The sequence below is a fragment of the Spirosoma fluminis genome (assembly GCF_054778895.1).
The window spans coordinates 1-11,635 of sequence record NZ_BAAGZD010000015.1; the positions used below are offsets into that span (position 1 = coordinate 1).

Below are 11,635 nucleotides of genomic sequence, written 5' to 3' on the forward strand. Positions count from 1 at the left end.
AAAACATGTTAAACAGGTTTGGCTAATAACACTACGGACTTTCCCGCGCTGGTGGCTCAAATCACAGTAGAATAACTGTTTTTAGAGTATTTTTCAAACCAGCTCAAACGTACTATAACGTTAGATCATATTATACAACCTGTTTAACACATTTTGGTACGCTCAACAGAGGGTGTCACTCATATATGCATAGTCAGAGTAGGCTGACAAGTTTAAGATATTTCTTATGCATTTCTGTCTTCCTGCCATAAATTAGTAGCTATGCAATTCACCTTCAGAAATGATCAGCCTGACGTCGCAATTGCCATTCTGCAGGAAGTTGGGCAATGGCTGATTGATAGTGGACGAGAACTGTGGGGGATTGATACCCTGACTCATCAGAGCTTAATCGATGAGCATACGGAGGGTAACCTATACGTAATGTACGCCGACGATGAACCCGCGGCTGTTTTCATTCTGCAATGGTCCGATCCGCTGTATTATCCTGATGTACCCGCTAATACCGCCGGTTTGATCCATAAAGTAGCCATCCGACGCCAGTTTGCCGGGCGGGATTTATTCCGGCAGGTGCTCCTGTTCTGCCAGCAGCAGTGCATTGAACGTGGCATCCACGAGATCCAGTTGGAAACCGACGCTACACGACCGGCACTGGTCCAGTTTTACGAGCGCTACGGCTTCCGGCCTACCTACCGTCGACTGGTCGAAGAATTCGGACGAACGTATGACTGTCAGTATTACGTCCTGGTGTTTTAACGTATCGGATTCCTGCTTAAATTTATAGCCTGTTAATTCGATTTAAACCATTGGGCAGTAAGCTGATCAATGGTTTGCGACCACCGTACTGATGACTTATGAAACCGGCTTGTTTCCTGCTTATCGTATTGAGTATTTCGGCTGCGTTCGGCCAGTCTAAACCCGCTGCCAGCCCGATCAAATCAACAAACTCTCCAGCGGACGCTAACCTGCAACTGGCTTGGCAGTACTGCCAGCAATCGGGCACGCGGGCCATGCTGGTCATGCATGAGGGCAAAGTCGTTTTTGAGCAGTACGCCAATGGCGGTTCAGCCACTCGGCCCCAACTGCTGGCCAGTGGCAGCAAAAGCTTCAATGGAGTGTTGGCCGAAGCAGCCGTGGAAGATGGCCTTCTTAAGCTCGACGATCGCGTGTGCGACGTCATCACGGAGTGGAAAAACGACCCGCAGAAGTCTCAGATTACGTACCGTCAGCTACTAACGCTCACCAGCGGCTTATCGCCGGGCAGCATCCGAGGCAAGCTGGGTCTGGCGGGCTGGAACGACGTACTGACCGTACCCATGGTATCGGCTCCGGGCGAGAAATTTGACTATGGCGGCAATCACCTCAACGCGTTTGCGGCTGCCCTTCAGCGCAAGCTCAGGACCGAAACCTACGAGAGCTACCTCAAACGACGAATCCTGGACCCGCTGGGTATTACGTTGACCTGGCGAGGCCGGTTCGACGATGGTAATCCACAGGTAGCCGGTGGTGGTTTTATTACGGCCCGCGACTGGGCTACGTTTGGCGAATGGGTTCGTCGGGAGGGGAACTGGAATGGCAAACAGATCATTGCCAAAAATCGCCTGGCCGAATGTTTCGTCAGTACGCCCCAAAACCCCGCCTACGGACTGACGTGGTGGCTGCGCAGGCCCGTCAGCCCCGACCTGATTCAAGCCATTCCCTTACTACGGAGCGAAGCCGGTCCATTTCTCAGTGCTCCTAATCTCCCCGACGACGTTGTGATGGCCGCTGGAGCCGGTAAGCAACGGCTTTACATCATCCCCTCCCTGAAGCTGGTGGCGCTGCGCCAGGGTCCACTGCTTACGCCGAATGCTGAGTATACAGATGTCGAATTTCTGAATCGACTGCTTCTCGGTAAAGCGTCCCGCCAGTAACGAACGTACCGCTTAGCCCGAAAAAATCAACGAAACAGATCAGATTGGCGTCGTAACCGTATACGTAACAAACCCAATAGCTCAACCTTGGGTTTGTTACGTATACATCGGACTTTTACAGCCGAAAAACGCTTCATTCATGCTAAGCGACCGCCGTCTGCTTCAGATTTACGCCATTATTCTCATTGATGTTATTGTCGGCTCGGCGGTGGGACCCGTTCTGCCTCAGTTCGTAAAAGGGTTGGAGCGCCCTCAGCTTTGGCTGGCCGTGGGCACCGCTCTCTTTCTGGGTGTGCAATTGTTCTCAGCGCCGTTGCTGGGTAAACTGTCGGACGGGTACGGCCGACGGCCTATTTTTATTGTATCGGCTATCGGTACATTCCTCGCTGACTGCCTGCTGCTGCCCGTGCGGGTTGGATTTTATTTCGCTAACCGGCTGAGCGACGGGACCACCAATGGGATGTATGCCACCGTACGGTCGGCCATTACCGACATCTCGCCCAAGGATCAGTTATTTCGGAACCTGGGTATTGAAGGCGCTATTATTTCGCTCGGCTTCGTAATTGGCCCAGCCGTAGCGGGTCTGCTCTTAACTACGTTCGATGTTGTGGAAGGCGAACAGGCGCGGGTCATAGCGATTATGGCCGTTGCATTGTCGAGTGTTAACATGCTGCTGAGCTGGACCTTGCGCGAGACGCACCCGAACCCACCCGGCGTGGCTGTGGCCACGCTCAAATCAGAACTTATCCAGTCGCTGAATGTCCATACGCTTTGGTCCCGCTTAACGGCAAAAGACCAGCAGTATCGGAAAGCCGGGCTGGGGCGGCTAAAACAACTGGTGCTCATGCAACTGGCGTTAACGTTGAGTACAGGTTATTACAACTACTTTGTTACGTTCGCCAGCTTCGGTGAACTGCGCATGGACGCCAAAGATATTTCGTACTTCTTTATGTATTTCGGCGCGCTGAGCATCGTTATCAGCTACGTCTTTTACGCCTACATCGCCGACCGCATCAACCAGCGCCGGGCTATTTTCTGGTTTGCCTTACTTGGTGCCCCGGTGCTGGCTGGCTACGGTCTGGTTGGTTCATCGATGCGTTGGTTATACATTCTGATTACGATCGACTGTCTGACGCTATCGCTCATTCAGGGGCTAATTGAAGGCCTGATGGCCCAGTGCACCACCGACGAAGACCGGGGCGAAATTTTTGGTATCAATCAGGCCCTGCAAGGTATCGCCAGCTTTGCCACCACCCTCGTCTTCGGCGCTTTATCCCTACTGGATCTGCGTGTACCCTTCGGCTGGTTCGGGTTTTGTCTGGCTGCCGTAGCCTGGCTGGCTAATGGGCAACTCAAGCAGGCAAAGGCCACTGCCTTACCCTAATTTTTCGGAAATTTATCGCATCAACCGTTTGCGAATTGCGCTTCGTTTCGACTAAAGAATTGTCTACTTTAACTGGCACAATAACAAAATCATGGTTGATAACCGATAGATCTATGACAAACCGGATACCCTTACTTCTATGGAAGGCTCACATACCGCTGTTGGAGTTCGTCGTGAGCCTGCTGCTGCTGGGGGGGTGCTCAAAATGGAACGTAGCCCCTAAAGAACTGGAAGCCGTTTCTACCCTGCCGAACCTGCAGGTTTCCAATGTCGATGTGTTTGCCATATCGGGCCGGGGCTGGAGCGCTACGTTTACCCTTAACCTGGATGCCAAACCCAAGGTAGCTATAAAAGAACTGGGCGTGTGCTATTCGTCGACGAACAAACTGCCATCGCTGGTTGATGCAACCGGCGCCACGGCCACGGCCAAGGCGAAAGACGTTACGTTGCCCAACTCGGTAGGCGTACTCGTCACCGTTAAAACGACGTATTACTACCGGGGCTACGCGCTTTTCGAAGACGGCCGGGTCAGCTACAGTAAAGTAGATTCGTTTGCGCCTTAATGATGAGTTGATCAAACTGATTTCTATGCGCCTATTTTCCGGTCTAACGCTTAGCCTGCTTGTCGCCCTGACCGGTTGCCAGTCGCGCCAGGAGCCCAGGCCCGATCAATACGTAGTACCGGCGGAGGTCGAGCGGTACGTTCAGGCATTCCGCGAGGAAGCACAGCAACGGAACCAAGCTCTTACAATAACCAACCTGGTTATCCAATTCGGCGCAACCTCCGGCCGCGACGTCTGCGGCCAGTGTTCGCTGGAGGCTGGTAAACCCCCAACCATTACGTTAAGCAAGGAGCCGTACTGCTGGCAGAACGCCAGTGAAGCGGAGCGCGAATGTCTGGTGTTTCATGAGTTGGGCCATTGTGTGCTCAATCGGGCGCACAACACAGCGCGTCTCCCAAACGGAGCCTTCGCTAGCCTGATGAATCCCGACGATGTCAGCCTGTACGCCACCTGTCGGTATCCGATTGGCGATGAGGTTTGCGACAAACGTCCCCGACGACTTTACTACGTTGACGAGCTGTTCAACGCCAATACGCCCGCTCCAGCCTGGGGAAATTGATTGTTTCTACTGTACCTCTATGAACCCACTTTTGACCACTGGACGCCCATCCCGGGTGATGCCCTGCACAGTTACCCGCAGAGTTCGCACCACATCCGAAAGCGGAAAGATCAGCCGGGTATGCCCACTCGCGTCGGTTTGCAGAATAGGTTTCCAATACAACACATCCCGCCGATCAACGGCCGATGTTTCGTCAATTTCACCTTCGTAGCGCGGCACGTAAAATTCCCGAACCACCGACGGAAACCCGATAACCTGTAAGGGTATCATGCCAGACTTCGCTTTACTGTCTTTATCCGGACGAAACCGTTTGGTATAAAAGGCAATCACACCATTACCGCCCCGAACGCCATAGATACCGGTTGATCCTCCGTTTTTCAAGACTTCTATACGCTCAATATCACCGGGGTTAAAACTAAGCAGCGACGTTCCTTCATCGCCCGTAATAGGCATGCCGTCCATCAGGAAAAGAGGCTCGGTACTACTCACAAACGTACCTATGCCCCGAATGACTACGCGGTAACCACTCCCAGCCGTTACCGATGATAATTGGGAAACACTAACGCCCGGTACCTGGCCCTTTAACATTTCGTACAGATTTGTGTAGCGGGGGCCGTTATCGTCGAATGTAATGGTCGCATCAGCTTCGCTGTGCAGGCTCATACGCCGGGCATCTTCGGCGGCCGGGTCGCGTTTACGCGCTTTGACGGTCACTTCCTTTAATATTTTGACGGTTTTGTCGCGGTACAAATTCGGGTTCGATTCCTGCCGGATTCGGGCGGCTTCGAGCTGAGCTTTCAGAGCCCGCCAGTCAGGCGCGATCCGGTCTTCGCTGGATTTCCACTTCATTCCCACCTGATCGAGTTCGATGCGGACATCGTTGGCGGGTAAATCTTTAAACTGCCGATTGGTAAGCTGGGCCAGTAGCTGGGTTGTGTCAGCGATGGGTAAACCCGCCAGCCGAAACCGGCCCCGCTCATCAGCCCCCGCCGACCGAACAAACGACCGTCCCGACGCCGTCGATGCCAGAATAAGCTGTGTGCCGGGCATTGGTTCATTTTTTGGATTTACGATACGTCCCGAGACCGACACGCCCCCGCCCAACTCATCGTTGGGCGTGCCGCGAACCCGTCGCCAGCCCTGCGTCAGCAATAAATCGTCCAACGCCCGACGGGTCGCGGGGGCATTGTCTTTGAGGTAAACATTAGGTTCTTCCACCCGGCCCCGCAGTTCGTCGGTCAGCAAAAAATGCGTTTGAACGGTAGCGGCTGCCGTATCATCGGGGATTTGAGCCGCGTCAGTGATGGAGGCCGACAGGGTAGCTACAGCCGGTTGTCCGTCATCGTTCAGGTTGATGTTCAGCACCACCGACTCGCGGGGTTTGTACCGGGCTTTGTTGGGCGTCAGCATCACCCGCACAGGCGGCAGCCGATCCGGAATGAACACCAGCCGCTCTGCCTGCGGACGGGCGATGCCGTCGTAGAGCGTAAGCTGGATCAGGCCCGCTGGCAGCGTAGCTTTGGGAATCACCAGTTGGGCACTACCGTCCTGCAACTGCACTTTCTGCTGCCCCACCAGCTGCCCCCGCTGTTCCAGCAGCACGTATACCGGATCCGCACCAAAGCTACTGGTGGCCGCAATCTGAATAATAAGCAGGTTGGTATCACTGACGGCATCGGCCGATAGGACTAGCCCCTGCGCTTCGCAGGCGGGCAACAGAATAAGCTGTTTCTGCCCATCCTGATCGACTTCGGCGTAATATTTCTGCCCAAGTTTAGGCGTCATCGATACGCTGCCCATACCAAACCGATTGCAGCCGAACCGAACCAGCTCGGTACCAATACTGTCGACAATCCGGCCTGCGGTGGACCGGCCGCGCCCGTCCGGAGCAGTCACTTTAATGCCCAGCCGGGCGGGTAAATCCGCGACCCAACGGCCCCCTTCGGGCAGCAACTGCACATCCAGTGCCGCTTCGGTTTTCGCCAGCTTTCCTAAACCCGCCCCCTGCATCAGGTTGTACACGGCAACAGTTCGTTCAAAGGCCGGACGGTTCAGCCCATCGTCTTCATCGGTATAGGCCCGCAGCCGATACGTACCCGACGCCAACGAATCGGACAGGCGGAAATCGCCTACCGCTCTCCCGTCTTTTATATAAATCCACTGGTGCTGCACCAATTGTCCTGAGGGAGCGAGCAAATCAACCTGTAGAGCCGTTTCGCCAATGGGAAGCCGACGGGTAGGTGCGTCAAACACGTACGCACTTAACCACAACCGGTCGCCCGTGGCGTAGAACGGTTTATCGGTCTGGACAAACACACCCGGTGCCATGTTTTTAAATCGCTTTGCAAATTCCTCCGTTATCCGCCCCATACGCGCATCGGGCGGCAGCAACTGGCCTTTAGCCAGGATCGGTGCCGACGCGTCTGGCTGGTTACCGCTGCCCGCTGGTTTCCAATCGGCAGGCAGTAAGGTCGCGAGTCCCTGTTCAGCCAGTGAGCCCTGAATCTCCATACCGCTGGGCAAAGTAATCCAGCCGTCCGTTGTAAACTGCATCTGCTTATAGGGCAGCATCAACTGCGAATAAGCGTAACGGGCATCGCGGTAGGGTGAATAGGAAGACGTAGCACCGGTGTAAAAAATGGCCAGTTGTTTATCCGACATCAACCGGCGCTCAAAGGCGAGTTTCCCCGGCAGAATCAGTTCGGGCAGTTTTAAGGGTAGCAGACGCCGACCGATGGAAGCCTGCAACGTAGCGGGGGTGCCAGGTGTCGTAATCGGAACACGTAGATCTTCCTGATAAACCAAAAACCCTTCCTGCTGATACGTCCCTGACACCAAACTGGCCATCAGATGACGTAGTGACCCCTGATACGCCTTCATCCGGTTCCGGCGAAACCGGTTAGCCTGGCGTTCGTCAGCCGCGGGTAGTTCTTCGAACCGGGCCGAACCACCGTAGTGCACATGCTGCCGGTACACATCGAAATGCTGTAAATCGTAAAAGAGCCGATACCCCATCGCCTGGTTTTCGATGGTCAGCGGTTCACTGGCCGTCGCTGTCAGGCGGCCCTCTCTCTCCGTAAACTCAAGTACGTAACTATTGACCAGGAGGCATTGATTTCCGTAGAGATCGCCGAGCATGTATCGTTTAAACTCCCGCAACTGCCGCTCCCAGACCTTATCTTTCTTGCGGGCCTTCACCGTTACGTCGGCCAGCACCTGGTTGTTGGGTTTGAGAGCAAAGTGTATGGGTGTAGGCTGTGCGTCGTCGATGCGTACCGTGCGTCGCTCGGTCTCGTAGCCCAGAAAAGAAGCGACCACATCAACCGTACCCAGTTGTACAGCTGGAAGCATAAATTTCCCTTGTTCGTCCGTAGCGGCTCCCTGGGTGGTGTTGTTCAGGTAGACGTTGGCGAAGGGCAGGGGTTTTCCCGTCGCGGCATCCGTTACGTGCCCCGTGAGTCTCGTGGTCGTTGTTTGCCCTAGCGCATCGACAGCGCACCACCCGACCAAGCAGCTAATCAACAACCCATATAAGAGCCAGCGTTTCATAAGTGCTAAGGGGCGACAAACGTATAACTCAGAAAGCCGGGCAAACCGTATTTTTACCTATTAACCCGATTGGTCCACTACCTCAAGTGTATTGCCCGAAAAAGCAATGGCTTTGTCGGCAAACAACCGTTTGGTAGCCGCCCAGGTGGTGCGGAACAGCTCGCTTTGTCGATACGCTTCCAGGGCCTGAGCCGAGTCCCATAAACTGTACGTCATCCGGACGTTCGGATGATCCGGATCGCGCAGCAGTTCGAGGTGATGGTTACCGGGAAACGCCCGGATGTGGTGCTTGGAATTATCGAAAATGGTATGAAAATCGGAAAGTTTATCTTCCGGAAAGGTCATACGAACAATGCGAACGAGCATAAAAAACTAAGTTTTATGTTTGTGGTTTCAAGTGTACAGTTGTTACAAACAACGGCAACACGAAAATCATAACCCTTTATTACTTATCGAATGGAATACCGTACGTTTGGCCGCACCGGCTGGGAAATTTCCGAAATTGGCTATGGCATGTGGGGCCTGGCGGGCTGGACTGGCTCAGAACGGGATACGATTGAGAAAGCCCTGGACCTTGCCGTTGAGCGCGGCTGTAATTTCTTCGACACGGCCTGGGGCTACGGCGAAGGTCTGAGTGAACAGATTCTGGGCGAACTCCTGAAACGTAACGCCGGCAAAAAGCTGTACGCAGCCACCAAGATTCCCCCCAAGAACCGCCAGTGGCCTTCCAGACCAGAATTTCAGCTGGACGATGTGTTTCCGGCGGATTATATTGTCGAGTACACCGAAAAAAGCCTGAAAAACCTGGCCGTCGACACCATTGACCTGATGCAGTTTCACGTCTGGGAAGATGCCTGGGCGACTCGCGATGACTGGAAAGAAGCCATTACGAAACTAACGGAGCAGGGCAAAGTGCAGGCCTGGGGAATATCGGTAAACCGCTGGGAGCCCGACAACAGCCTCGCTACGTTACGTACCGGCCTGATCGACGCGGTGCAGGTAATCTACAATATTTTCGATCAGAATCCGGAAGACAACCTGTTTCCCCTCTGCCGCGAACTGAACCTGGGCGTTATTGCCCGCGTCCCCTTCGACGAAGGAACGCTGACCGGTACGTTTACGAAGGAAACGACCTTCCCGGCCGACGACTGGCGCTCGACGTATTTCGTACCCGAGAATCTGAACAGCAGCGTCGACCATGCCGATGCTCTTAAGCCGTTAATTCCGGAAAGCATGACCATGCCCGAAATGGCGCTGCGCTTTATCCTGAGCAACCCCGACGTACACACGACCATTCCCGGCATGCGACAACTACGTAACGTCGAAGCCAACACCGCTGTTTCCGACGGACAAGGCCTATCCCAGCCTCTTCTGGAGGAGCTAAAAGGCCACCGCTGGGACCGGACGCCAACTGAGTGGAGCCAGTAGAAACATAGCAATTTACCGTTCGCAGCTTAGTATCAACCTGTTAACCGTAACTTGCGAACGGTAAATTGTACATTATGAAAATCCTTTTAGTTGAAGATGAGCCAGCGTTACAGGCAGCCGTGCAGCAGTACCTGGGAGGTGAAGGCTTCACGGTAACGACGGCAGCTACCTACCAGCAGGCATCTGAAAAGGCTCATGATTATGACTACGACTGTGTCGTGATCGATTTAATGCTACCCGACGGTAACGGTCTGGATTTAGTACGCGATCTGAAACACCAGCGCTCTCAGTCCGGTATTATTGTTGTCACGGCAAAAGATGCCCTGGCCGACAAACTCACAGGCCTGGATGCCGGTGCCGATGACTATCTCACCAAGCCCTTTCACTTACCGGAACTGAACGCCAGGCTTCGGTCTGTATTACGGCGTCGATTGTTCGGCGGTCAGGCACGCGTCGATGCTGGCCACCTCACCCTATGGCCCGACCAGCAGCGCGTATGCATTCACGACGTCGATCTAAAGCTCACAGGCAAAGAATATGAGCTACTACTTTTTCTGGTTACGAATGCTGAGCGACTTCTGTCCAAGGCAGCCATTGCAGAGCATGTGTGGGGCGATGCCATGGATGCCGCCGACTCGCACGAGTTCCTCTACACGCACGTCAAAAACGTACGCCGGAAATTGATTACCGCCGGTTGCCCCGATTACATTCAGACACGCTATGGTGCGGGATACGTCTTTTCGACTCGGATGACACCATGAGTTTACTTGGCCAAACTGCCCGCTATCTGCTGCTTTCAGCATTGATTGTTGCACTACTTGGCGCGGTAGTCTTCTATGCGCTCATTTATCGAACCATACGGCATGAAGTGGATGAAATCCTGTTCAATCAATTTGGACAAACAGAAAAACGACTCCATCAACAACCACCTGCTACACCCTTGTTTATGGGTTGGGATGACAACCCACGCGTTGAACGTATTACAGGATCAGCCTCAAGCCAGCCTGTGTTTTCGGATGTGTTCCTGCGCGATTCGCTAAATTCTGAAGAGCAGATCCGCCAACTTCAGGCTACCGTATCGGTAGGGGCACAGACCTACCTGGTAACCATACGTCAACCGTATTATGAATTTAACGAGTTAACCCGAATTATGGCCGGGGGTGTTATTTTCGGCTTTTTAGGCTTGATGGCTTTGTCTGTAGTGATTGGATTAGCACTGGCCCAGCGATTATGGAAACCGTTTTACGGAATCATCGGCAAGTTCAGCAGCTTTCGACTTGATCAGCCCACCGACCTGGCCTTTCCCACCAGTCGTGTACGGGAATTTAAACTGCTAGGCCAGTCATTAGGCGAATTAACGCACAAGCTACGTCTCCAGTATCAACTGCAAAAACAGTTCACGGAGAATGCCTCCCATGAACTGCAGACACCGCTGGCTATTGCCCTGGCCGAACTGGAACTGCTTATGCAATCGGATCGATTAAGCGAAACCGATTGGGAACACCTTCAGCATGCTACCCATGCGCTTAGTCGGCTGAGTCAGCTAAACCGATCTCTGCTACTGCTCACCCAGGTGGAAAACAACCAATTCGCCGGCGCCGACGACCTTAACTTAAGCAGCTTGCTGAACCAATACGCCGACGAGTATGAGCCGTTCTTCCAACATAAACACATACGGCTTGAGCAATCGATTAGCCCCGATGTTCATTTACGAATAAACCGGCAACTGGCGGGTATCTTGTTGACGAACTTGCTGAAGAATGCGGCCCGTCACGGTAAACCAAAGGGCTGCGCAGGCCTTTCACTGACATCCGACGAATTGATTATCTATAACACCGGTGAGCCGTTGCCCTTCGCTGATAGCCAGCTGTTCAACCGGTTTGTGAAGCACCCTGGCAATCCCGATTCAACGGGACTGGGTCTGGCTCTGGTGAAGCAAATTGCGGATCAGTATCAGTTGCCACTCGCCTACAGATACGATACGAACGAGCGAATACATAGCTTCCGACTAGGGCTACGTTCGACCGTTCAATCCTGATTTGAAACACTGCACTGGCTACCACCACGCCCAGTGTCAACAGCGCGAGCCAGCTTGACAGATTGTTTTTTATCCATAACAGGCTTATTATCCTTTACGATCGGCTAAATATATACGCAACAAGCCCGGCCAGTATTGACTCAATAATCCAGATGTAGAGCACCCTGTAGTTTGTAGCTCGCCGAACTAATAAGTGCACGAGAA

Annotated in this window: 10 protein-coding genes; 8 read left to right on the forward strand and 2 right to left on the reverse strand. The window is 53.5% G+C overall.

Annotation, left to right across the window (positions count from 1 at the left end; translation table 11 throughout):
• Positions 1-261: 261 nt before the first annotated feature.
• From ACYVBJ_RS17490 to ACYVBJ_RS17510, 5 genes are all read left to right on the forward strand, one after another.
• Positions 262-753, forward strand: coding sequence for a GNAT family N-acetyltransferase (locus ACYVBJ_RS17490; RefSeq protein WP_460983601.1), 492 nt, complete (start codon positions 262-264; stop codon positions 751-753).
• Between the two features lie 98 nt (positions 754-851).
• Positions 852-1,910 carry a serine hydrolase domain-containing protein gene (locus ACYVBJ_RS17495; protein WP_460983602.1) on the forward strand — a complete coding sequence of 353 codons (1,059 nt, stop codon included), beginning with the start codon at positions 852-854 and terminating at the stop codon, positions 1,908-1,910.
• A 139-nt stretch (positions 1,911-2,049) separates the two neighbouring features.
• Positions 2,050-3,294 carry an MFS transporter gene (locus tag ACYVBJ_RS17500; RefSeq protein ID WP_460983603.1) on the forward strand — a complete coding sequence of 415 codons (1,245 nt, stop codon included), beginning with the start codon at positions 2,050-2,052 and terminating at the stop codon, positions 3,292-3,294.
• Positions 3,295-3,407: 113 nt separating this feature from the next.
• The gene (locus tag ACYVBJ_RS17505; protein WP_460983604.1) at positions 3,408-3,857 is read left to right on the forward strand and encodes a hypothetical protein; all 450 of its coding nucleotides are present in this window, start codon (positions 3,408-3,410) and stop codon (positions 3,855-3,857) included.
• 25 nt (positions 3,858-3,882) lie between these two features.
• Positions 3,883-4,416 (forward strand): hypothetical protein, encoded by a 534-nt coding sequence (locus ACYVBJ_RS17510; RefSeq protein ID WP_460983605.1) that lies wholly within the window; start codon positions 3,883-3,885, stop codon positions 4,414-4,416.
• Between the two features lie 6 nt (positions 4,417-4,422).
• Here the strand turns inward: ACYVBJ_RS17510 and ACYVBJ_RS17515 are convergent, their stop codons facing one another.
• Complete coding sequence (locus ACYVBJ_RS17515) at positions 4,423-7,965, reverse strand: carboxypeptidase regulatory-like domain-containing protein (protein ID WP_460983606.1); 3,543 nt, start codon at positions 7,963-7,965, stop codon at positions 4,423-4,425.
• 60 nt (positions 7,966-8,025) lie between these two features.
• The gene (locus tag ACYVBJ_RS17520; protein ID WP_460983607.1) at positions 8,026-8,331 is read right to left on the reverse strand and encodes a putative quinol monooxygenase; all 306 of its coding nucleotides are present in this window, start codon (positions 8,329-8,331) and stop codon (positions 8,026-8,028) included.
• Between the two features lie 90 nt (positions 8,332-8,421).
• On the opposite strand from ACYVBJ_RS17520, the gene ACYVBJ_RS17525 reads away from it, so the two are divergent.
• The 3 genes from ACYVBJ_RS17525 (at position 8,422) to ACYVBJ_RS17535 (ending at position 11,431) form a co-directional block, all read left to right on the forward strand.
• Positions 8,422-9,393, forward strand: coding sequence for an aldo/keto reductase (locus ACYVBJ_RS17525; protein WP_460983608.1), 972 nt, complete (start codon positions 8,422-8,424; stop codon positions 9,391-9,393).
• Between the two features lie 74 nt (positions 9,394-9,467).
• On the forward strand, positions 9,468-10,154 hold the full coding sequence (locus ACYVBJ_RS17530; protein ID WP_460983609.1) for a response regulator transcription factor: 687 nt from the start codon (positions 9,468-9,470) through the stop codon (positions 10,152-10,154).
• Positions 10,151-11,431: a sensor histidine kinase gene (locus tag ACYVBJ_RS17535; protein WP_460983610.1), complete on the forward strand. Its 1,281-nt coding sequence runs from the start codon at positions 10,151-10,153 to the stop codon at positions 11,429-11,431. Before ACYVBJ_RS17530 ends, ACYVBJ_RS17535 begins: the two co-directional genes overlap by 4 nt.
• Positions 11,432-11,635 lie beyond the last annotated feature (204 nt).

Excerpts from the sequence above, each read along its gene's own strand:
- ACYVBJ_RS17530 (WP_460983609.1), top strand. The coding sequence starts at position 9,468 with ATGAAAATCCTTTTAGTTGAAGATGAGCCAGCGTTACAGGCAGCCGTG.
- ACYVBJ_RS17520 (WP_460983607.1), bottom strand. The coding sequence starts at position 8,331 with ATGCTCGTTCGCATTGTTCGTATGACCTTTCCGGAAGATAAACTTTCC.
- ACYVBJ_RS17515 (WP_460983606.1), bottom strand. The coding sequence starts at position 7,965 with ATGAAACGCTGGCTCTTATATGGGTTGTTGATTAGCTGCTTGGTCGGG.
- ACYVBJ_RS17525 (WP_460983608.1), top strand. The coding sequence starts at position 8,422 with ATGGAATACCGTACGTTTGGCCGCACCGGCTGGGAAATTTCCGAAATT.
- ACYVBJ_RS17535 (WP_460983610.1), top strand. The coding sequence starts at position 10,151 with ATGAGTTTACTTGGCCAAACTGCCCGCTATCTGCTGCTTTCAGCATTG.
- ACYVBJ_RS17500 (WP_460983603.1), top strand. The coding sequence starts at position 2,050 with ATGCTAAGCGACCGCCGTCTGCTTCAGATTTACGCCATTATTCTCATT.
- ACYVBJ_RS17510 (WP_460983605.1), top strand. The coding sequence starts at position 3,883 with ATGCGCCTATTTTCCGGTCTAACGCTTAGCCTGCTTGTCGCCCTGACC.
- ACYVBJ_RS17495 (WP_460983602.1), top strand. The coding sequence starts at position 852 with ATGAAACCGGCTTGTTTCCTGCTTATCGTATTGAGTATTTCGGCTGCG.
- ACYVBJ_RS17505 (WP_460983604.1), top strand. The coding sequence starts at position 3,408 with ATGACAAACCGGATACCCTTACTTCTATGGAAGGCTCACATACCGCTG.
- ACYVBJ_RS17490 (WP_460983601.1), top strand. The coding sequence starts at position 262 with ATGCAATTCACCTTCAGAAATGATCAGCCTGACGTCGCAATTGCCATT.